The 20,367-nt window shown below is 74.6% G+C and carries 20 protein-coding genes and 1 pseudogene; 5 read left to right on the top strand and 16 right to left on the bottom strand.

The features are described 5' to 3' along the window. Nucleotides 1–152 precede the first annotated feature (152 nt). From BLR12_RS16185 to sodN, 5 genes and pseudogenes are all read right to left on the bottom strand, one after another. Nucleotides 153–686 (bottom strand): annotated as a pseudogene (locus BLR12_RS16185) (N-acetyltransferase family protein); the annotation flags it as partial. Between the two features lie 37 nt (nucleotides 687–723). Further along, the gene (gene pssA / locus BLR12_RS16180; RefSeq protein WP_091380343.1) at nucleotides 724–1,551 is read right to left on the bottom strand and encodes a CDP-diacylglycerol--serine O-phosphatidyltransferase; all 828 of its coding nucleotides are present in this window, start codon (nucleotides 1,549–1,551) and stop codon (nucleotides 724–726) included. 11 nt (nucleotides 1,552–1,562) lie between these two features. Further along, on the bottom strand, nucleotides 1,563–2,228 hold the full coding sequence (locus BLR12_RS16175) for a phosphatidylserine decarboxylase (RefSeq protein ID WP_091380340.1): 666 nt from the start codon (nucleotides 2,226–2,228) through the stop codon (nucleotides 1,563–1,565). Between the two features lie 77 nt (nucleotides 2,229–2,305). Further along, a complete protein-coding gene (locus BLR12_RS16170; RefSeq protein WP_091380337.1) occupies nucleotides 2,306–2,719 on the bottom strand; it encodes a VOC family protein in 414 nt (137 codons plus the stop codon). A gap of 188 nt (nucleotides 2,720–2,907) precedes the next feature. Continuing rightward, the gene (gene sodN / locus BLR12_RS16165) at nucleotides 2,908–3,309 is read right to left on the bottom strand and encodes a superoxide dismutase, Ni (RefSeq protein ID WP_091380334.1); all 402 of its coding nucleotides are present in this window, start codon (nucleotides 3,307–3,309) and stop codon (nucleotides 2,908–2,910) included. A 50-nt stretch (nucleotides 3,310–3,359) separates the two neighbouring features. Between sodN and BLR12_RS16160 the strand changes: the two genes are divergently transcribed. Further along, nucleotides 3,360–3,734 carry a S26 family signal peptidase gene (locus tag BLR12_RS16160; RefSeq protein ID WP_091380331.1) on the top strand — a complete coding sequence of 125 codons (375 nt, stop codon included), beginning with the start codon at nucleotides 3,360–3,362 and terminating at the stop codon, nucleotides 3,732–3,734. A gap of 92 nt (nucleotides 3,735–3,826) precedes the next feature. After that, complete coding sequence (locus tag BLR12_RS16155; protein WP_091380329.1) at nucleotides 3,827–5,017, top strand: NAD(P)-dependent malic enzyme; 1,191 nt, start codon at nucleotides 3,827–3,829, stop codon at nucleotides 5,015–5,017. A 4-nt stretch (nucleotides 5,018–5,021) separates the two neighbouring features. Here the strand turns inward: BLR12_RS16155 and BLR12_RS16150 are convergent, their stop codons facing one another. From BLR12_RS16150 to BLR12_RS16125, 6 genes are all read right to left on the bottom strand, one after another. Beyond that, a complete protein-coding gene (locus BLR12_RS16150; RefSeq protein ID WP_091380326.1) occupies nucleotides 5,022–5,735 on the bottom strand; it encodes a metal-dependent hydrolase in 714 nt (237 codons plus the stop codon). A gap of 144 nt (nucleotides 5,736–5,879) precedes the next feature. Then, complete coding sequence (locus BLR12_RS16145) at nucleotides 5,880–6,059, bottom strand: DUF6104 family protein (RefSeq protein WP_091380323.1); 180 nt, start codon at nucleotides 6,057–6,059, stop codon at nucleotides 5,880–5,882. Between the two features lie 5 nt (nucleotides 6,060–6,064). Further along, nucleotides 6,065–9,868 (bottom strand): multifunctional oxoglutarate decarboxylase/oxoglutarate dehydrogenase thiamine pyrophosphate-binding subunit/dihydrolipoyllysine-residue succinyltransferase subunit, encoded by a 3,804-nt coding sequence (locus tag BLR12_RS16140; RefSeq protein ID WP_255363553.1) that lies wholly within the window; start codon nucleotides 9,866–9,868, stop codon nucleotides 6,065–6,067. Between the two features lie 151 nt (nucleotides 9,869–10,019). Further along, complete coding sequence (locus BLR12_RS16135) at nucleotides 10,020–10,826, bottom strand: ankyrin repeat domain-containing protein (protein ID WP_091380319.1); 807 nt, start codon at nucleotides 10,824–10,826, stop codon at nucleotides 10,020–10,022. Between the two features lie 19 nt (nucleotides 10,827–10,845). Further along, entirely contained in the window at nucleotides 10,846–11,616 is a 771-nt protein-coding gene (locus tag BLR12_RS16130) for an ABC transporter permease (RefSeq protein WP_091380316.1), read from the bottom strand. Further along, nucleotides 11,613–12,539 (bottom strand): ABC transporter ATP-binding protein, encoded by a 927-nt coding sequence (locus tag BLR12_RS16125; RefSeq protein WP_091380314.1) that lies wholly within the window; start codon nucleotides 12,537–12,539, stop codon nucleotides 11,613–11,615. Before BLR12_RS16125 ends, BLR12_RS16130 begins: the two co-directional genes overlap by 4 nt. Nucleotides 12,540–12,790: 251 nt before the next feature. On the opposite strand from BLR12_RS16125, the gene BLR12_RS16120 reads away from it, so the two are divergent. Genes BLR12_RS16120 through BLR12_RS16110 form a run of 3 tightly spaced genes read left to right on the top strand, consistent with a single transcriptional unit; the run spans nucleotide 12,791 to nucleotide 16,034 of the window. Further along, nucleotides 12,791–13,246 carry a universal stress protein gene (locus BLR12_RS16120; RefSeq protein WP_091380312.1) on the top strand — a complete coding sequence of 152 codons (456 nt, stop codon included), beginning with the start codon at nucleotides 12,791–12,793 and terminating at the stop codon, nucleotides 13,244–13,246. 35 nt (nucleotides 13,247–13,281) lie between these two features. Then, entirely contained in the window at nucleotides 13,282–14,343 is a 1,062-nt protein-coding gene (locus BLR12_RS16115; protein ID WP_091380309.1) for an adenylate/guanylate cyclase domain-containing protein, read from the top strand. A gap of 53 nt (nucleotides 14,344–14,396) precedes the next feature. Further along, on the top strand, nucleotides 14,397–16,034 hold the full coding sequence (locus BLR12_RS16110) for an ABC-F family ATP-binding cassette domain-containing protein (RefSeq protein ID WP_091380306.1): 1,638 nt from the start codon (nucleotides 14,397–14,399) through the stop codon (nucleotides 16,032–16,034). Here the strand turns inward: BLR12_RS16110 and BLR12_RS16105 are convergent. The 5 genes from BLR12_RS16105 to BLR12_RS16085 all read right to left on the bottom strand — a co-directional run bounded on the left by BLR12_RS16105 (nucleotide 16,021) and on the right by BLR12_RS16085 (nucleotide 20,249). Continuing rightward, the gene (locus BLR12_RS16105) at nucleotides 16,021–16,647 is read right to left on the bottom strand and encodes a hypothetical protein (protein WP_091380303.1); all 627 of its coding nucleotides are present in this window, start codon (nucleotides 16,645–16,647) and stop codon (nucleotides 16,021–16,023) included. The two genes, BLR12_RS16110 and BLR12_RS16105, sit on opposite strands and share 14 nt — an antisense overlap. 117 nt (nucleotides 16,648–16,764) lie before the next feature. Beyond that, nucleotides 16,765–17,307 (bottom strand): GNAT family N-acetyltransferase, encoded by a 543-nt coding sequence (locus tag BLR12_RS16100; RefSeq protein WP_091380300.1) that lies wholly within the window; start codon nucleotides 17,305–17,307, stop codon nucleotides 16,765–16,767. Beyond that, a complete protein-coding gene (locus tag BLR12_RS16095; RefSeq protein ID WP_369803456.1) occupies nucleotides 17,304–18,428 on the bottom strand; it encodes an alpha/beta fold hydrolase in 1,125 nt (374 codons plus the stop codon). Before BLR12_RS16095 ends, BLR12_RS16100 begins: the two co-directional genes overlap by 4 nt. Continuing rightward, a complete protein-coding gene (locus BLR12_RS16090) occupies nucleotides 18,343–18,753 on the bottom strand; it encodes a hypothetical protein (RefSeq protein WP_091380295.1) in 411 nt (136 codons plus the stop codon). Before BLR12_RS16090 ends, BLR12_RS16095 begins: the two co-directional genes overlap by 86 nt. Then, nucleotides 18,750–20,249 carry a long-chain-fatty-acid--CoA ligase gene (locus BLR12_RS16085; RefSeq protein ID WP_091380293.1) on the bottom strand — a complete coding sequence of 500 codons (1,500 nt, stop codon included), beginning with the start codon at nucleotides 20,247–20,249 and terminating at the stop codon, nucleotides 18,750–18,752. The genes BLR12_RS16090 and BLR12_RS16085 overlap by 4 nt, the downstream gene beginning before the upstream one ends. Between the last annotated feature and the right edge of the window lie 118 nt (nucleotides 20,250–20,367).

Here is a 20,367-nt window from a genome sequence, read left to right as displayed (position 1 = left end):
TCTGCCGTGGCCAGCAGGGTGGAGAGCTCACCGGGGACCCAGTGGGCCGGGGCGGACCCGAGGTCGGCGGCGGAGAGCTGACGTGGCACGGGGACCCCGGGCCGGTGGACGGGCACGCCACCGTGGCAGCCGGCCACCCGCCCGTCGAGGGGCTACCGGCGGTCGGCGGCGGCGAAGGCCGCGAGTGCGTCGTCGGTGAGCCGGAAGACCGTCCACCCGTCCATCGGCACCGCTCCCGCGGCCCGGTAGAAGTCGATGGAGGGGGTGTTCCAGTCCAGCACCGACCACTCCAGCCGGCGGTAGCCGCGCTGCACGCAGAGCTCGGCCAGCGTGCGCAGCAGCTCGCGGCCCAGCCCGCTGCCCCGGTGCTGGGGCTGCACGTAGAGGTCCTCGAGGTACACGCCGTGCGTGCCGCGCCAGGTGGAGAAGTTGAGGAACCACACGGCCATCCCGACGACCTGCCCGCCGGCCACGCCGTCGTCGGCGACGGCGACGTGGCCGAACAGCGCGGGGGAGTCGCCGAACAGCGCCGCGTGCAGCTGCTCCTCGGTCATCCGAGCCTCGTCCGGGGCCTCCTCGTACTCGGCCAGCTCGCGGACCAGACCCACCACGGCGGGGACGTCGTCCGGGCGGATCGGCCGCACCGTCACGGGTCCACCTCGCTGGCGCTCGTCGGATCCGCGCCGGGCCGTGCTCCGTCCCTGCGTGAGCTCGCGAGCTCGCTCACGTCAGCAGCTCCTTGAGCCGCGCGGGCACCAGCCGGTTCAGCGGCGAGAACACCGGCACGAGCACCGGCGCCAGCAGGTAGCCGTAGGCCAGCACGCACCCGGTGAGCACCGGGGCCAGCGCGAGACCGGCGACGACGGCCAGCACGGCGGCGATCAGCCCGTAGGGACGCCCGCTCTTCGGGCTGACCAGCGAGCGGAACGAGCGGAAGCGGACGGTGCTGACCATCAGCAGCGCGGGGACGGCGAGGATGAGCAGCACCCACAGCCGGTCGCGGCCCTCCATCTGGTCGCCGAAGGCGAACACCGAGGCCAGCACGACACCGGCGGCACCCGGGCTCGGCATCCCGGTGAAGTACCGCTTGTCGGCCGTCGGGTCGATGGTGGTGTTGAACCGCGCCAGCCGGATCGCCGCGCAGGAGACCCACAGGCCGCAGGCCACCCAGCCCAGCGGGTCCCAGGCGTCGCGCCCCTCGGAGAACAGGGTGAACGCCAGCAGGGCCGGGGCCAGCCCGAAGGAGACCAGGTCGGCCAGCGAGTCGAACTGCAGGCCGAACGGGGTGACCGCGCCGACCAGCCGGGCGACCGCGCCGTCGGCGATGTCGAAGACGACCGAGAGCCCGACGAGGACGGCGGCCAGCGTGTACTGGCCCCGGATGGACACCAGGATCGCGACGAAGCCGCACATCATGTTGGCCAGCGTGAAGAGGCTGGGCAGCGTGGCCAGCGCCCGCCGCCTCGTGCCGCGCACCGAGCCGCGGACGAACTCGACGGTCGCCGTCCGCCGGGTCTGGGGGAGGCGTTGACCGGACGCGGAGCTCGGCACGGAAGTCCTCCTCAGCGGGTGCCGGGCCAGCGGGCGACGACGGTCTCCCCGCCGCGCACCCGCTGGCCCACCCCGACGAGCACCGTGCACTCCCGGGGGACGAAGACGTCCATCCGGGAGCCGAACTTCATCAGGCCCATGCGCTCTCCGGTGGCCAGCCGACGGCCCACGCCGGTGCGGGTGACGATGCGGCGGGCGAGCACGCCGACGATCTGCCGGAAGACCACGGTGCGGTCGCCGTCGCGCAGCCACAGCTCGCTGCGCTCGTTCCGGTGCGCCGACTCCTTGCGGTAGGCGGCCAGGAAGCTGCCCCTGCGGTAGGAGCTCTCCACCACCTCACCGTGGTACGGGGAGCGGTTGACGTGCACGTCGACCACGGACAGGAAGACGCTCACCTGCTGCCAGTCGCCCTCGGGCGCGACGCCCTCCTGCGGCTCGCCGGCGACCATCACGACGCCGTCGGCGGGGGAGAGGACGTCGTCGGGTGCCGCGGGCTCGACGTCGCAGCGCCGCTGCGGGTCGCGGAAGAACAGCGCCATGTAGGCCGACAGCAGGGCGAACGGCCAGGCGGCGAGCCGCAGGCCGCGCCGACCACGGGCGCGCCCGGTGGCGGCGAGCACGGCGGCGGGTGCCAGGGGCCCGGTGACGAACGGCCACCCGGCCGGGTCGATACGCATCGAGGTCAGACGGTACCGGGGAGGAGTCACCCGGATCGACCGGCCGCCGCCTCGGGGCGGCGACCGGACGGTACCGATCAGGCGGGCGTGGAGCCGATGTTCACCAGCCAGCGCATGCCGAAGCGGTCGGTCACCTGGCCGAAGACGTCGCCCCACACCTGACCAGCCAGCGGGACGTCGACCTGCCCGCCCTCGGCCAGCGCCTCGAACCAGCGGCGCAGGGTCGCCTCGTCGTCCCCGGAGACCGACAGCGAGAGCCGGTCGGGGCCGGCGGCGTCGGGGTCGTGGCCGTCGGAGGCCATCAGCTCCAGGCCGTCGGGGGTGCGCAGGAAGGCGTGCATGACGCCGTCGTCGGGGTACTCGCCGCCACCCCCACCGGCGTCCCCGAAGGTCATCACGTCGAGCTCCCCGCCGAGGACGGAGCGGTAGAACTCCATCGCCTCGCGGGCGTTGCCGGAGAAGTGCAGGTAGGGGTTCAGGCGGGTGGCCACGGGGTCTCCTGTCGTCCGGGGTGCGGCGTCGAGGGGACAGACCGGCCCGGGCCGCGGAACTCATCGCCCGGGAACGGAACCGGCCGGTGAGCGGGTCGCTCACCGGCCGGTTGGTGACCTGATGGAACGGCCCCCGTCCAGGGGCCCACCCTGAGCTTGCGAAGGGTGGGGAGGACGGGGGTCCTTGTTCAGGCGGCGGCCTTGGTCTCCCAGAAGATCTTGTCGATCTCGGCGATGTGGTCGAGCAGCTTCTGACCCTCGGCCGGGTCCATGCTGCCCTTGCCACCGGCCGCGCCGGCCTGCTTGGTGGCCTTGTTGAACAGCTCGTGCAGCTGCGGGTACTTCTCGAAGTGCGGGGGCTTGAAGTAGTCGGTCCACAGCACCCACAGGTGGTGCTTGACCAGGTCCGACCGCTGCTCCTTGATCAGGACGGCGCGCTGGCGGAACACCGGGTCCTCGTTGGCCTGGTACTTCTCCTGGATGGCCTTGACGGACTCCGCCTCGATGCGGGCCTGGGCCGGGTCGTACACGCCGCAGGGGAGGTCGCAGTGAGCGGTGGCCTCCACGGCGGAGAACATGCGGAAACGCATGGACGTGCCTCCGGTTCTGTGGTGTCGGTTCGTCTGCGACCCTACTCCCGGTGAGCAGCGGGGACACGTCCGAGCCGGGAGGCCCGGGCGCGGTCGCTCCGCTGGTCACTCCCTGGGTCGTGGCCCGCGTGGCCGGGCCGTCGATGACGCCCACCGTCCGCTCCGGCGACCGGCTGCTGGTGCGCCGGGTCGCCCCGGGGGGCACGGTGGGTGACGACGCGGTGGTTCTCGCCCGCTTCCCGGCGCGGCCGGAGCTGCTCGTGGTCAAGCGGGTGCGCCGCGCGGTGCCGGGCGGGCACTGGGTCGAGGGCGACAACCCCTTCGTCACCGACGACAGCCGGGCCTTCGGAGCCGCCGTCGTGGTCGGCCGGGTGGTCGGGCGGCTGTGGCCCCGACCCGGCCGGCTGGGCGCCCGCCCGGCCTGACCTCGTCGATCCCACGATGCGGAACTCGTCTCTCGGGACGCGGGACGGTCCGGAGAGACGGTTCACCACGGCTCCATTACGCTCCCGGGTCCATGGGTGAGCAGCAGCTGCAGGACGGCACGGCCGAGCGCTTCGCCGACGACCCGGCGTTCGCGGTGCACGAGGGCGGCAAGCTCACGGTGCGCCCGACGCGGGCGATCCACTCCACCGCCGACCTCGCGCTGACCTACACCCCCGGTGTCGCCCGGGTGTCCAGCGCGATCGCCGCGGAACCGGAGCTGGCCGACCGGTTCACCTGGGCCCCGCGCGTGGTCGCCGTCGTCTCCGACGGCACCGCCGTCCTCGGCCTCGGCGACATCGGGCCGCGGGCCTCGCTGCCGGTCATGGAGGGCAAGGCCTGCCTGTTCAGCGAGTTCGCCGGCCTGAGCTCGGTGCCGGTGGTGCTGTCCACGACCGACGTCGACACCATCGTGGAGACGGTCGCGGCCATCGCGCCGTCCTTCGGCGGCATCAACCTCGAGGACATCAGCGCCCCCCGCTGCTTCGAGATCGAGGACCGGCTGCGCGAGCGGCTGGACATCCCGGTCATGCACGACGACCAGCACGGGACGGCGATCGTCGTCCTGGCCGCGCTGCGCAACGCCGCCCGCGTGGTCGGCCGCGAGCTCGCCAGCCTGCGGGTCGTCGTCGCCGGCGCCGGTGCGGCCGGGGTCGCCTGCACCAAGATCCTGCTGGAGGCCGGCATCGGCGACATCGCCGTGGCCGACTCCCGGGGCGTGCTGCACACCGGCCGCGACGACCTGACGCCGGTCAAGCGCTGGGTCGCCGAGAACACCAACCGGGCCGGGCACGCGGGCACCATGGTCGCCGCGCTGGCCGGGGCCGACGTCTACGTGGGCCTGTCCGGCGGCTCGGTGCCGGAGTCGGCGATCGCCTCGATGGCGTCGGACTGCATCGTGTTCTCGCTGGCCAACCCCATCCCCGAGGTGGACCCGGAGATGGCGGCGCGGTACGCGGCCGTCGTCGCCACCGGCCGCAGCGGCGAGCCCAACCAGATCAACAACGTGCTCGCGTTCCCCGGCGTCTTCCGCGGCGCGATCGACGCCGGCGCCACCGGCATCACCGAGGAGATGAAGCTCGCCGCGGCCACGGCCATCGCCGACGTGGTGGGGGACGAGGTGCGGGCCGACTACGTGGTGCCCAGCCCGCTGGACCGGCGGGTGGCCGAGGCCGTCGCCGCCGCGGTCGCGGCCTGCGCCCGCGAGCAGGGCGTCACGCGCTGAGCCGTCAGCCCAGGCTCTGCAGGTCCTGCAACAGCGGGTCGACGGCGGTTCGGACGTCGGTGTTCAGGTAGACGCAGTAGATCGTCACGAGCACGAACGCCGGCGCCAGCACGACCTTCTCCAACGCGGTCCCGGTGCGCAGCGGGCTCAGCGCGAGCCGGGTCCGGCGCAGCAGCCACAGCACGGGGACCGGCACGCCCTGCGTGGTGAGTGCGTCCCCGGCGATGTGGGTGAGCACCCCGAGCGCGACCGCCCACGGCAGCCAGGCCGGGCTCGCAGTGTGCTCCAGCAGCAACCAGGCGCCGCCCCAGGAGAGCACCAGGTTGCCGACGACGGTGTTCTCCGCCCGCCCCGGGATGACGAAGTGCAGCGCCCGCAGGGCCAGCCCGATGGCCAGGCTCACCAGCAGCAGGCTGGACCAGAACGCGTGGGCGGCGAGCGAGGCCAGTGCGCCGAAGGCCAGCGGGGCCAGGACGGCGTCGTGGGTGCCCCACCGGTGTCCCTGCGCCAGCCGGCCGACCGCGCCGGAGGGGACGTCGGTGATCGGCCCCCACATGTCCGAGACGGTCGAGCCGCTGTGGTCGAGGTCGGGCAGCATGGCCATCCCGCCGACCGTGGCGATCCAGGCGACCTGGCCGACGGTGCCGCCGACCGGGGCCCAGGGGAGCGTGGCGGCGCCGGCGGCGAGCCCGGAGAGCGCGTGGGAGTGACCGAGCACCCACCGAGCGTGCCGCCGCCGTGCCGGTCGGCGGGGGAGGCGCGCGGTCCCGCACTGGGCCGAGGTCCGACTGCTGGGGAGTCGGGGTCCGGGCAGCGCCCGGGACCCCGACTGCCCCGCACTCGGGGTGCCGGTGCGGCTCTCCTACTCCTCGTCCTCGGTGCCGCCGCGGGCCAGCCAGGTGGCCAGCCGTTCCACGGGCACCTCGAACTCGGGGTGCTGGTCGACGAAGGCCTGCATCTGGTCGGCGAGCCAGGCGAGGGTCACCTGTTCCCCGCCCCGCCGGTCGGCCAGCTCCTCGAGGCCCCGATCGGTGAAGTACACGAGCGTCAGTCGGCGAACGCCTGGGCGATCAGCTGCTTCTGCTCGGCCTCGTGCACCTTCGCCGAGCCGACGGCCGGGCTCGCCGACGCGCGGCGGCTGACCCGGCGCAGGTGACGTCCGGCCGGCAGGTGCTCGGGCAGGTTGACGGCCATGAACTGCCAGGCGCCCATGTTCGCCGGCTCCTCCTGCACCCAGACGACGTCGTCGGCGTCCGGGTAGCGCTCCAGCTGCCGCACGACCTGCTCGGCGGGCAGCGGGTAGAGCTGCTCGACGCGGACGACCGCGGTGTCGGCGCGCCCCTCGGCCTCGCGCTGGGCGAGCAGGTCGTAGGCGACCTTGCCGCTGCACAGCACGACCCGGCGCACCGCGCCGTCGTCCAGCGGCTCCCCGCCCACGCCCGGGTCGGGCAGCACCGGCCGGAAGGCCTCGTCGGTGAAGTCCGAGACGGGGCTGACGGCGGCCTTGGCCCGCAGCAGCGACTTCGGCGTGAACACGACCAGCGGCCGGTGCACGTCGGAGAGCGCCTGCCGGCGGAGCAGGTGGAAGTAGTTGCCCGGCGTCGAGCAGTTGGCGACGGTCATGTTGTTCTCCGCCGCCAGCTGCAGGAACCGCTCGATGCGCCCGCTGGAGTGGTCCGGGCCCTGGCCCTCGAGGCCGTGCGGCAGCAGCATGACGACGCCCGACCGCTGACCCCACTTGGCCTCGCCCGAGCTGATGAACTCGTCGATGACCATCTGCGCGCCGTTGACGAAGTCGCCGAACTGCGCCTCCCACAGCACCAGGGCCCTGGGGTTGGCCACGGAGTAGCCGTACTCGAAGCCGACCGCGGCGTACTCCGAGAGCAGCGAGTCGTAGACGAAGAACTTCGCCTGGTCCTCGGAGAGGTGCGCGAGCGGGGTGAACTCCGCGCCGTTCTCGCGGTCGATGAGCACCGAGTGGCGCTGCACGAACGTGCCGCGGCGGGAGTCCTGGCCGGCCAGCCGCACCGTGACGCCCTGCACGAGCAGCGACCCGAAGGCGAGCAGCTCACCCATCGCCCAGTCCACGCCGCCCTCGCTGACCATCGCCGCGCGCCGCTCGAGCATCCGCTGCAGCTTGGGGTGCGGGGTGAAGTGCTCGGGGAAGGACACGTGCGCGTCGCCGATGGCCTTCATGACCTCGGGCGTGATCGCGGTCGCGACGGTGGACTCCTGCGCGGTGCGGGGGTCCATGACCGGCTCGGGCTTGCTCGTGTCCTGCACGTCGTGGGTCTCGGCGAAGGCCCGCTCGAGCTGGTCGCGGTAGTCCTTGAGGGCCTCCTCGGCCTCCTGCAGCGTGATGTCGCCGCGGCCGATCAGCGACTCGGTGTAGAGCTTCCGGACCGAGCGCTTGCGGTCGATGATGTCGTACATCAGCGGCTGGGTCATCGAGGGGTCGTCGCCCTCGTTGTGGCCGCGCCGGCGGTAGCAGACCAGGTCGATGACGACGTCCTTCTTGAACGCCTGCCGGTAGTCCACGGCCAGCCGGGCCACGCGCACGCACGCCTCGGGGTCGTCGCCGTTCACGTGGAAGATCGGCGCGTTGACCATCCGGGCGACGTCGGTCGAGTAGAGGCTCGACCGGGACTGCGCCGGGCTGGTGGTGAAGCCGACCTGGTTGTTGACGACGACGTGCACCGTGCCGCCGGTGCGGTAGCCGCGCAGCTGCGAGAGGTTCAGCGTCTCCGCGACCACGCCCTGACCGGCGAACGCCGCATCGCCGTGCAGCAGGACCGGCAGGACGGTGAAGCCGCCCTCGCCCTTGTCGATCATGTCCTGCTTGGCCCGGACGACGCCCTCGAGGACGGGGTTGACCGTCTCCAGGTGCGAGGGGTTGCTGGCCAGCGAGACGGCGATCTCGGCACCCGGCTTGAACGGGTTCTCGAAGGTGCCCTCGGCGCCCAGGTGGTACTTGACGTCACCGGACCCCTGCACGGTGCCGGGGTCGATGTTGCCCTCGAACTCGCCGAAGATCTTCGCGTAGCTCTTGCCGAGGACGTTGGCCAGCACGTTGAGCCGGCCGCGGTGCGGCATGCCGATCGCGACCTCGTCGAGGCCGTGGTCGGTGCCGGCGAGGAGGACCTCGTCCAGCACCGGGATCAGGGACTCGCCGCCCTCGAGGCTGAACCGCTTCTGTCCGACGTACTTGGTCTGCAGGAACGTCTCGAACGCCTCGGCGGCGTTGAGCCGGCCCAGCACGTGCTTCTGCTTCTGCCGGTCGGGCTGCTCGGCCTTGATCTCGACCCGCTGCTGGATCCACTCCCGCTCTTCGGGGTCGGTGATGTGCATGTACTCCACGCCGACCGTGCGGCAGTAGGAGTTGCGCAGCACCCCGAGGACGTCGCGCAGCGCCATCAGCCGCTCGCCGGCGAAACCGCCGACGGGGAACCTCCGGTCGAGGTCCCACAGCGTCAGGCCGTGCTGGAGGATGTCCAGGTCGGGGTGGCTGCGGACCTTGAACTCGAGCGGGTCGGTGTCGGCCATGAGGTGGCCGTTGCGCCGGTAGGCCTCGATGACCTCGATGACCCGGGCTTCCTTGTCGATCTGCCCCTCGCGGCTGACCCGCACGTCGGGCATCCACCGCACCGGCTCGTACGGGATGCGCAGCGACCGGAAGACCTCGTCGTAGAAGCCGTCCTCGCCCAGCAGCAGCGAGTGCAGGCGGCGCAGGAAGTCGCCGGACTCGGCGCCCTGGATGATCCGGTGGTCGTAGGTCGACGTGAGCGTGATGATCTTGGAGATGCCGAGGTCGGTGAGCGCCTCCGGGCTCATCCCCTGGAACTCGGCCGGGTACTCCATGGCCCCGACGCCGATGATCGCGCCCTGGCCGGCGGTCAGCCGCGGCACCGAGTGGTTGGTGCCGATCGTGCCGGGGTTGGTCAGGCTGATCGTGGTGCCGGAGAAGTCCTCGAGGGTCAGCTTGCCGGCGCGGGCACGGCGGATGACGTCCTCGTACGCGCCCCAGAACTGGGCGAAGTCCATCTCCTCGGCGGCCTTGATCGAGGCGACGACGAGGGAGCGCGAGCCGTCGGCCTTGGGCAGGTCGATGGCCAGGCCGAAGTTGACGTGCTCGGGCTGCACGAGGGTCGGCTTGCCGTCGACCTCGGCGAAGGCGGCGTTCATGTTCGGGAAGTCGTCGAGCGCCCGGACCAGCGCGTAGCCGATCAGGTGGGTGAACGAGACCTTCCCGCCGCGGGAGCGGGCCAGGTGGTTGTTCACCACGATGCGGTTGTCGGCCAGCAGCTTGGCCGGCACCGCGCGCACGCTGGTCGCCGTGGGCACGGTCAGCGAGGCGTTCATGTTCTTGACGACGCTGGCCGCCGCGCCGCGCAGCGGCACGCGCTTCGGGCCGCCGGGCTCCTGGGCGGGCTTCGCCGCCGGTGCGGGCTTCGGTTCCGGAGCGGCCTTGGCGGCCGGCTGCTGCTGGGCGGTCCGGTCGGCGGCCCGGTGCACCACGGTGTCCTCGGTGCGCTGCTCGACGCGGGTGGCGCGGGACGGGGCGCCCGCGTCGGCAGTGGGCTGCTGGGCGGGCGCCTGCTGCGCGGCCGCGGGCTGCGGTGCCGGCGTCGCCTGCGGGGCGGCCGCGGGTGCCGGGGCCGGCGCCTCGCGGTCGTCGCTGGCCGACACCGGGCTGCCCGGCCGGTAGTCGGCGAAGAACTCGTGCCACGCCTGGTCCACGCTGGCGGGATCGGCGAGGTACTGCTGGTACATCTCCTCGACCAGCCACTCGTTGGTGCCGAATCCCGCCACCGCTGAGGAGTTGGGGGTGGCGGACGGCCGGGATGAGCTCACGCTTGACACGGGGTCGAGTGCCTTCTTCGTCGTCGGTGCACGTCTCAGGACCGGGGTTGGAGTCTACGCCCGCACTCGCAGGCGGACCGGGTGCGAAACGGCCCGTCCGGGCACCCCTCGCCTGCGAGGGGTGCCCGGACGGGGTCGTTGCTCACTGCGTCGCGCCGTGGGCCACGAGGAGGTCGGCCAGGGCGTCGTGCGCGGTCGCCCGGCCTGCGTCGTCCCGGCGGGTGCGGGCCGCGGAGACCCGGGTGATGTCCAGGGCACTGGCCCCGTCGGCGGTGGTGGCGTCGACGTCGGCGCCGGCGTCGAGCAGCTCGCGGACCACGCCGGGCGCGTCGCGCCCCCCGGCGGCCACGGCGGCGTGCAGGGCCGAGCGGCCGGTGTCGGGCTCGCGGCGGTTGACGTCGGCACCGGCGGCCAGCAGCAGGCGGACCAGGTCCGGGCGGGTGTTCGCCGCGGCGGCGTGCAGCGCGCCGCCGTCGGCGTCGGCGCCCCGGTCGAGCAGGGTCCGGGCGCTGCCGGCCGCACCGCCGGCCGCCGCGAGGGTCAGCAGGTCGACCCCGGTGACCGGGTCGCTGAGCGGGGCGCCGCCGTCCAGCTCGGCGCGCAACCGGTCGACGTCGTCGAGGTAGGCGGCGCTGGCCGCGTCCACCGGTGCGCCCAGCTCGCGCAGCAGCGGCACCAGGTCCGGCGCCGACTCCAGCGCGGTGTGCAGCGGGTCGCGGCCGTGCTCGGTGCGGGCGGTGAGGTCCGCGCCGACCTCGACCAGCAGCCGCACCACCTCGGCGCGCCTCTCGGCCACCGCGAGGTGCAGCGGCGTCCAGCCGCCCTGGCCGTCGCGCTCCACCGTGCCGGCGAGCAGCCGCGGGGAGTCCTGGACGGCGGCGCGGACGGCGTCGACGTCGCCGTCGGCGACGAGCCGGCCCAGCCGCGGGGCGGTCATGCGCGAGGTCATGGGGGTCCCGGGTCCTTCTCTAGACGACGTCGCGGCGGACGGCGAGCAGGGTGCCCAGCAGCGCCGCCAGCAGACCGTAGCCGAGCAGCAGCAGCCCGCCCTGCCAGCGTTCGAGGAGGTCCGGCCCCTGGAAGGTCGCCGTCAGCGCCTCGAGTGCACCACCGGGCAGCCACTTGTAGGCGTCGGCGATGGCGCTGATCTGCCGGACGATCGACTCGACCACGAACAGGTACACGAGCGCGCCCACGATCGCGCCCACCTGGTTGCGCACCAGCGCGCCGAGGCCGACGCCGATGACGGTGTAGACGACCAGCGCCAGGCCGCTGCTGGCGAGGACCTGCAGGTTGTCGCCGGTCAGCGACGGGACCGCACCCCGTACGCCGGCGGCCACCGCGACCACGCCGTAGTTGACGGCCAGCACGACGAGCGCGAAGGGCGCTGCGGCCAGCGCGTAGGCCACCAGCTTGGCGACGACGACCCGGCCGCGCTGAGGCGTGGTGAGGAAGGTCGGCGTCGCGGTCCGGTGCCGGTACTCCTGGGTCATCCCGATGATGCCGAGGATCAGGAACAGCACCGTGACGTTGGCGCCGATGGCCAGCACGAGTTCCTCGTACTGCTCGGTGCCGACCGCCGGGAGCCCGCCGCCCTGAGGGCCGGCCTGGGTGTCGCCCGCGAACGAGGTGAAGAGCACCGCGAACCCGGCCACCAGCACGCAGGCACCGAGCAGCAGCCCGATCCAGACGCGGGTGGTGAACAGCTTGGTCCACTCGGCGCGCACCAGCGCGGTCACCGTGAGCCTCCCTCGGGTGCGGCGGCGTACTGCTCCTGGCCCGCGGTGAGCCGGAAGTAGAGCTCCTCCAGGCCGCTGGTCTCCGCACGCAGCTCGTGCAGCTCGACACCGGCGCGGAAGGCGTGCGCCCCCACGGCGGCCGGGGTCGTGTCGGCGACGGTGACCCGGCCGTCCTCGGCGGGGGTGACCGCCAGCCCGGCCGTCCCGAGGACCTCGGCCAGCCGGGCCGCCTCCGGGCTGCGGACCACCACCGACCCGTTGCCCGCCGCGCCGGAGCGCAGCTCGGTGATCGAGCCCTCGCGGACCAGCCGCCCGGCGCCGACGATCACCACGCGGTCCGCGGTCTGCTCCATCTCGGCCAGCAGGTGGCTGGAGACCAGCACGGTGCGCCCCTCGTCGTGCGCGAGGTGGCGCAGGAAGCCGCGCAGCCACTGGATGCCCTCGGGGTCCAGCCCGTTGGCCGGCTCGTCGAGGACCAGCACCGCCGGGTCGCCCAGCAGCGCGGTGGCCAGTGCCAGCCGCTGGCGCATGCCCAGGGAGTAGCCGCCCGCGCGCCGCCGTCCGGCGTCGGCCAGGCCGACCTGGGCGAGCACCTCGTCGGCGCGCGAGACCGGCAGGCCGGCGGCCCGGCAGTACACCCGCAGGTGGTTGCGCCCCGACCGGGCGGGGTGGAAGGCGGTCTCCAGCACCGCGCCGACGGTGCGCACCGGCGCCGGCAGCGAGCGGTAGGGGACGCCGCTGAAGGTCGCCGTCCCCGCGTCGGGCTGCTCCAGGCCCAGGGTCATCCGCAGCGTGGTGGTCTTGCCGGCCCCGTTGGGGCCGAGGAAACCGGTGATCGAGCCGGGCTCGACGGTGAAGCTGAGGTCGGAGACGGCGCGGACGGCGCCGAAGCTCTTGCTGAGGCCGCGGACCTCGACCCGCACGGGGCCGCGGTCGGCGCTGCTGCCGGGGTGGATGGCGCTCTCCTGTCGTCGGCGGGCGACGGGTCCATCCAAGCGCACCGGGCGTCCGTTGCGGCACCACCCGGTCCGCGCCCCGCGTGTCAGCGGAGTGACCCCGCGCACACGCCGACCGGCCCGTTCGGTAGGTTGGCCGGTCGGGCGGGCGAGCCGGCCTCCCGCCACGCCAGACCAGCGCCGCGCGGGGCGGCCCGGAGCGCCAGCGAGGAGGGCCCGTGAGCGCCTACCGCACGGTGGTCGTCGGGACCGACGGGTCGCAGTCCTCCCTGCGGGCGGTGCACCGCGCCGGGGCCCTCGCGGGGGCCTGTGGTGCGCGGCTGGTCGTGGTGTGCGCCTACCTCCCGTCCCGGGCCGACGACCGCGGGCTCCGCCGGGCGCAGGAGGAGCCGGGGGAGGCCGCCCAGGTGGTCGGCCCCGCGCCCGCGGAGGACACCGTGCGCGCCGCCGCGGAGGAGGCCGTCGCCGCCGGTGCCGGCGAGGTCGAGCAGCTGGCCGTCGTCGGCTCGCCGGTCGAGACGCTGATCGACGTCGTCACCCGCGCGCAGGCCGACCTGCTGGTGGTCGGCAACCGCGGGCTCAACAGCCTCAAGGGCCGGCTGATGGGCTCGGTCCCCGCCGACGTGACCCGCCGCTCCACGGTCGACGTCCTGGTCGTCCACACCACGGGCTGACCGCGCTGCTGGACACGCCTGGGGACCCGGACGCCGTGTCGGACACCGGCGACGCCCGCGAGGAGCTGCTGCGGCTGCTCCTGGACGGCCCGCGTCGCTACACCCGCCTGCAGGTCGCCGCGATGGCCGGCATGTCCCCGCGGCGGACCCAGCGGCTGTGGCGGGCGCTGGGCTTCCCCGACGCCGCCGACGACGACCCGGTCTTCACCGACGCCGACGTCCGCGCGCTGCTGCTGCTCTCCGCGCTCATCGAGTCCGGCTTCGTGGACCCGGAGACCGAGGCCTCCATCGCCCGCGCCATGGGCCAGTCGCTGTCCCGCCTGGCCGACTGGCAGACCGACCTGCTCGCCGACGCCCTCACCCGGGGTGGCGCCGAGCCCGGCCGTCGCGAGGTGCCCGCGGCGGAGGTGGTGACCGCCGCCCGTGGCCTGTTCCCGCTGCTGCGCGAGGTGCAGGACTACGTGTGGCGGCGGCACCTGGCCGCCAACGCCGACCGGCTGCTCACCCCTGCCGCCGTCGCCGACCGGCGGGAGCTCGCCGTGGGTTTCGCCGATCTGGTCGGCTACACCAGCCGCAGCCGTGGCATGGGCGGGCGCGAGCTCGGTGCCATGGTGGAGGACTTCGAGAGCACCGCCAGCGAGGTCATCGCCCGCCACCACGGCCGGGTGGTCAAGACGGTGGGGGACGGCGTCCTCTACACCGCCGTCTCCGCGATCGACGCCGTCGAGATCGGGCTGGAGCTGCCCGAGGCCTGGCAGGCCGAGGACCGGCCCTCGCTGCGGGTCGGGGCCTCCTACGGCACGGTCCTCACCCACCTCGGGGACGTCTACTCGCCGGTGGTCAACCTGGCCAGCCGGCTGACCTCCCTCGCCCGGCCGGGCACCCTGCTGGTCGACCGGGACCTCGCCCGGCGGCTGCGCGGGCTGCCCCGCTACCGGGTGCGGCCGCTGCGCCGGGTGTCGGTGCGCGGCTACGACCAGCTGCAGCCGTGGCTGGTGGAGCGGCGTCCGCCGGGGGAGGCCGACCTGGCGCTGGAGGCCATGCTCGACGAGATGGCCGACGACGTCCTCGAGGAGGACGTCGACGAGGAGGGCTGACGCGGGGGAACCCGGTCGCGCCGGCCCCAGCCGGCTTGGCACCCTGGTCTCCCGTGAGTGCCACGCTCGTCGCCCGCGGCCTGGCCGCCGGCCACGGTGCCCGCGTCCTGTTCTCCGACCTCGACCTCGTCGTCGCCCCCGGCGACGTCGTCGGGCTGGTCGGGGTCAACGGCGCGGGCAAGTCCACCCTGCTGCGCACCCTGGCCGGTGAGCTGCCGGCCGAGGCGGGCAGCGTCACCGTCAGCCCGCCGACGGCGACCCTCGGGTACCTCCCGCAGGAGCACGAGCGCCGGCCGGGGGAGACGGTGCGCCGGGCGCTGGCCCGCCGCACCGGGGTCGCCGCCGCACAGGCCGCGCTGGACGCCGCGACCGAGGCGCTCTCCAACGGGACGGACGGCGCCGACGACGCCTACGCCGACGCGCTCGAGCGCTGGCTGGCCCTCGGCGGGGCCGACCTCGACGAGCGCGCGGAGCAGGTGGTGGCCGAGGTGGCCCCGGGCGTCGCGCTCGACGTCCCGACGACCGGGCTGTCCGGCGGCCAGGCCGCGCGGGTCGGGCTGGCCGGGCTGCTGCTGTCGCGCTACGACGTCCTGCTGCTCGACGAGCCGACCAACGACCTGGACCTGGCCGGCCTGGAGCAGCTGGAGCGCTTCGTCGCCGGAGCGCGCAGCGGCATCGTCGTGGTCAGCCACGACCGGGAGTTCCTCGCCCGCACGGTCACCCGCGTGGTCGAGCTGGACCTCGCCCAGCAGCTGGTGCGGGTCCACGACGGCGGCTACGAGGCCTACCTGGTCGAGCGCGAGGTGGCCCGGCGGCACGCCCGGGAGGAGTACGAGGAGTACGCCGGGACCAGGGCCGACCTGGAGGCCCGGGCTCGGATGCAGCGCAACTGGCTGGCCAAGGGCGTGCGGGACGCGGTCAAGAAGCAGAAGGACCCGGACAAGTTCATCAAGGCCCACAACCGGGCGACGGCGGAGAAGCAGGGGGCCAAGGCCAAGCAGACCGAGCGGCGGATCGAGCGGCTGGAGGTGGTGGAGGAGCCGCGCAAGGAGTGGGAGCTGCGGATGGAGATCGCCGCGGCTCCGCGGGCCGGTGCGGTGGTCGCCACCCTCGCCGGGGCGGTCGTGCGCCGCGGCGGGTTCACCCTCGGCCCGGTCGACCTGCAGGTGGACTGGGGCGACCGGGTGGTCATCACCGGCCCCAACGGCAGCGGCAAGTCCACGCTGCTGGCCGCGCTGCTGGGCAGGGTGCCGCTCGACGAGGGCCGCGGCGGGCTGGGCCCGTCGGTGCGGATCGGCGAGATCGACCAGGCCCGCGGGGCCTTCCTCGGCACCGAGCCGCTGCTGCACGCGTTCGCGGCGGAGGTGCCCGACCAGCCGACCGCCGAGGTGCGCACCCTGCTGGCCAAGTTCGGGCTGACCGCCGAGCACGTGCTGCGCCCGGCCGACAGCCTCTCGCCGGGGGAGCGGACCCGCGCCGGGCTGGCGCTGCTGCAGGCGCGCGGGGTCAACGTGCTGGTGCTCGACGAGCCGACCAACCACCTCGACCTGCCCGCCATCGAGCAGCTGGAGCAGGCGCTGGCGGACTACCGCGGCACGCTGCTGCTGGTCACCCACGACCGCCGGATGCTGGCCGCGGTGGACACTCCCCGCCGGCTCACCGTCGACGCGGGCCGGGTCACCGGAGGCTGAGCGCAGGAGCTGCCAGGACGGCGGCGACCGCGTCCGCCGAGGCGCCGGCCGGCAGGGCCGGCAGCAGGTGCACCTCGACCACGGTGCCGGGCGAGGCGGCCAGCCACCGCACCGCGGCCACCGCGGACCCGCCGTCCGGGGGCGGGTCGGCCGCACCCCGCCAGCGGACGGCGACCGGGCACACCGCGGCTCCGGCGTCCCCCGCTGCGGCCAGCAGGCCGGCGGCGCCGGTGCGGGTGCTGACCGGCGTCCCGGCGCGCAGCGCGGTGGCGACCCGTGCGGGGTCGGCCGGCAGGGCGGGCACCGGCACGCCCGCGAGCCGGTCGGCGCCACCGGCCACCACGGCCCCGGGGACGGCGGTCAGCAGGGCCAGCGGGTCGAGTGCGGTGACGGTGTCGGAGACCAGCAGCACCCCGGTGCCGGTGCGCGGCCACGCGGTCGCCGGGGCGCGGACCTCGACGCGGACGCCGAGGGCGGTCAGCAGCCGGGCGGCGCCGCAGACGGCCCGGCGGCGCCGGCCGCCCAGCGGTGGACGGAGCCGGCCGGCGGCGACGGTGGCGCCCACGCGGAACCAGCCGGGGATGGGCCGGGTCGGGGCGGTCGGTGCGGTCACGGTGCCTCCCGGGACGCTCGGCGGACCCGGGTCGGGCCCGCGTGACCGCGAGCGTGGCGGGCGCAGGTGTCGCGGCGGTGACACCCAGGGGGCGGCGACGCGGCGGTCGCCGGGCGTTCAGGTGGGGTCGTCGAGGGTCTCGGTCAGCCCGACCGCGCGCATGCCGGCCCAGGTCTCGCCGACGTGGTGGGCCAGCACCATGAGGTCGCGCAGCTGTCCCTCGCGGTCGCGGATGTGGTCCACCAGCAGTGCCTCGCCGGTGAACCCCAGGCCGGTGAACAGGGCCAGGGCGGCGGTCTGGTCGGCGACGACCTCGACGACCAGCTTGCTCAGCCCGGCCTCCAGGGCCGCCACCACGGCGTGCCGGGCCAGCGCCCGGCCCTGTCCGGAGCCGCGGGCGGCCGGCGCGACCACCAGCCGCACCTCGCCGACGTGGTCGGACCAGCCGGGCAGCCGGAGGACGGCGACGTACCCGAGCACCCGGCCGCCGTCGTCCACCGCGACCCAGCGGTCGACCCCGGCGCCGGCCGACCAGCCGCGCACGACGTCGGGGTCGGTGACGTCCTCGCGGATGAAGGTGCGGTCGCCCTCGGGCAGCTCGGCGAAGAAGCGCACCAGGGCCTCGCCGTGCGACTCGGTCAGCGGGGCGACGGCGGTCACCGGGCGTCCTCGTCGTCCGGCAGCGGCTCGCTGCGCCGCCGGAGGAAGTCGAGGATGGTCGGCACCGTCGTCCGGGCCGCCGTCCGCCCGACGACCAGGCCCATGTGCCCGGCCGGGAGCCGCAGCTCGTGCCTGTCCGGGGAGCCGACCAGGTCGACCAGCGGCGCGGTGGCGTCCGGCGGCACGATGTGGTCCCGGTCGGCGCGCACGGTGAGGAAGGGGACGCGGACGTCGGACAGGTGCACGCGGTCGCCGCCCACGGTCAGCCGGTCGGTGACCATCCCGTTGTCGCGCACCAGCATCCGCACCGTCTCCTCCGCGGCGGCTCCGGGGAAGGGCACGTGGTCGTCGGCCCAGCCGGTCATGGCCTGGTAGCCGGCCACGTACTCGTCGTTCCAGAGCCGCTCCCACAGCGTCACGTACCGGGTCACCTCGGAGGTGGGGGTCAGCGCGCGGAAGCCCTGGACGACGACCCGCGGGGGCACGTTGCCGTCGGCGTCCAGCACGTCGGACACCTCCAGGCCGCCGACCCGGAACAGGTCGGCCAGCGGGCCCATGTGCCGGAAGTCCACCGGGGTGGCCAGCACGGTGAGGCTGCGGACCGGCGCGCCGGGGTGGTGCGCGGCGTAGAGCAGGGCGAGGTCGCCGCCGAAGCAGTAGCCGAACAGGGTGACCTCGTCGGCCCCCGACACCTCCAGCACCCGCTGCACACCGGCCGGGATGTAGTCGTCGACGTAGTCCTCGAGGGTGTTGGCCGCGTCCCGCTCGTCCGGCTCGCCCCAGTCGAGCAGGTAGACGTCGAAGCCGGCGTGCAGCAGCTGCTCGACGAAGCTGTTGCCCGGCGCCAGGTCGAGGATGTAGCTGCGGCTGACCATGCTGAAGACGACGAGCAGGGGCGGGGAGTACCGGACCCCGCCGTGGGTGTCGGGGTCGTTGCGGTAGTGCCACAGCTGGGTCCGCCCGCGCTGCCAGACGACGTCCTTGGGCGTCTGCCCGACGGTCGGCCGGTCGACGCCGCTGACCAGCTTCAGCCCGTTACGGGCCCGCAGGGCGTTGCGTTCGACGTCCCGCCGGACGCGGTCGAGGACCGTCTGTGCGCTCGGGATGGGGGGCCTGGGCACGGTCGGCATCGGTCTCCTCGTGGGTGCGGCGGCGCGGGGGCCCGGGCTGCCGGGCCTCCAGCTGCAGGGTCAGCCGCCGGACCTCGCGGTCCAGGGCGCCGACCTGGGCACGCAGCCGGTGGACGTCGGTCCCGGCCGGCAGGTCCAGCAGGTGCCAGAAGCGGGTGGTGGCCCCGCGTGCGGTGTCGCGGGCCAGGGTCACCGCCCGGCGGGTCAGGGCCGCACCGACCGCGAAGGTCTCCGTGCGGACGAGCTCCTCGGCGCGCGGGGTCACCCGCTGCTCGACGGCGTCGAAGGCCTGCCGCCACAGCGGCGGCCCGGTCACGCGCGCACCTCGGCGGGGACCTCGACGGCGCGGCGCAGGATCTTGCCGGTCGGTCCCTTGGGCAGGGACTCGACCAGCCAGACGTGCCGCGGGTACTTGTAGGCGGCCACCCGCTCCTTGACCCAGGCCTGCAGCTCCCCGGCGTCGGCCTGCGCGCCGGGCTTCAGCGCGACGGCGGCGGCGACCTCCTCGCCGAGCTCGGGGTGCGGGACGCCGACGCACGCGGCCTCGGCGACCGCGGGGTGCTCGTAGAGCGCCTCCTCGACCTCCCGCGGGTAGACGTTGTAGCCGCCGCGGATGATCATCTCCTTCTTGCGGTCGACGATGGCGAAGTAGCCGTCCTCGTCCTGCCGGGCCAGGTCGCCGGTGCGGAACCAGCCGTCGGGGATCGCCTTCGCCGTCTCCGCTGGCTTGCCCCAGTAGCCCTTCATGACGTTCTCGCCGCGGATGGCGATCTCCCCGACGTCGCCGGTCGCGACGTCGCGGCCCTCGTCGTCCACCAGCCGCATCTCCACGCCGCGGATCGGGGTGCCGATCGTCCCCGGCCTGCGCTCGGCGTGCGGGTGGTTGAACGAGGCGACCGGCGAGGTCTCGGACAGGCCGTAGCCCTCCAGCACGATGCAGCCGAAGGCCTCCTCGAAGCCGCGCATGACCTCGACCGGCATGGCCGAGCCGCCGGAGACGCACAGCCGGAGGCTGGACACGTCGTACCGGTCCCGGTCGGCCTGGTGCAGCATCGCCGCGAACATCGTCGGCACGCCCTCGAAGACGGTCACCCGGTCCCGCTCGATGACCGACAACGCCTTCGCCCCGTCGAAGCGGGGGAGCAGGGTCAGGCAGGCCCCGGCCAGGACGCCGGCGTCGAGCGCGCAGGTCAGCCCGAAGACGTGGAACAGCGGCAGGCACCCCATGATCACGTCGTCCGCCGTGCCCTCCAGCAGGGTCTCCTGCGTGGTGCGGGCGTTGCCGCTCAGGTTGGCGTGGGTGAGCTCGGCGCCCTTGGGCGGCCCGGTGGTCCCCGACGTGTAGAGGATGACCGCCGCGTCCCCGTCCGCCCGCGGCTCGGCGTCCCCGCTGCCGGACCCGCCCAGCGTCTCGCCGGCGTCGACCGGGCCGACGGTCACCGCGTCGACGCCCACGGCGGCCGCCGCCTCGGTGGCCGCGTCGGCGATCGAGTCCAGCGCCACCACGAGCCGGGCGCCGGAGTCGCGCAGGTAGTACTCGACCTCGCGGGCCTTGAGCAGCGGGTTCATCGGGACGACGGCGGCGCCGGCCATCAGCGCGCCGTAGAACACCACCGGGAAGCTCAGCACGTTGGGCAGCACCATCCCGACCCGGTCACCGGGCCGCACGCCCCGGTCCCGCAGGCCCGCGGCCACGCCGGCGGCCGCCTCGCGGAACCCGTCGTAGGTCAGGACGGCGTCGTCCATGCGGAGCGCCGGCCGTCCGCCGTGCTCGGCCGCGGTGTCGAGCAGCTGCTGTGCCAGGTTGACCACGGGGTCCCCTCCGGGTTGCAGAACGGGTCCGTCCCCTACCCGCCCGACGTGTGGTCTACCCCACACGCGCACGGGGGTCGCGAGTGGCGGGCCGGCGTGCGGGGCGACAGGCTCGGGG

The organism is Geodermatophilus sp. DSM 45219, from assembly GCF_900104025.1.
Lineage (GTDB): Bacteria > Actinomycetota > Actinomycetes > Mycobacteriales > Geodermatophilaceae > Geodermatophilus.
Note: the sequence above shows the minus strand (reverse complement) of the source record. Positions and strands in the feature narration are given on the sequence as shown.

What these genes read in the sequence shown, in the direction of transcription:
- BLR12_RS16175 (WP_091380340.1), bottom strand. Translation starts at nt 2,228, where the DNA reads ATGCGTATCGACCCGGCCGGGTGGCCGTTCGTCACCGGGCCCCTGGCA.
- BLR12_RS16155 (WP_091380329.1), top strand. Translation starts at nt 3,827, where the DNA reads ATGGGTGAGCAGCAGCTGCAGGACGGCACGGCCGAGCGCTTCGCCGAC.
- sodN (WP_091380334.1), bottom strand. Translation starts at nt 3,309, where the DNA reads ATGCGTTTCCGCATGTTCTCCGCCGTGGAGGCCACCGCTCACTGCGAC.
- BLR12_RS16135 (WP_091380319.1), bottom strand. Translation starts at nt 10,826, where the DNA reads ATGACCTCGCGCATGACCGCCCCGCGGCTGGGCCGGCTCGTCGCCGAC.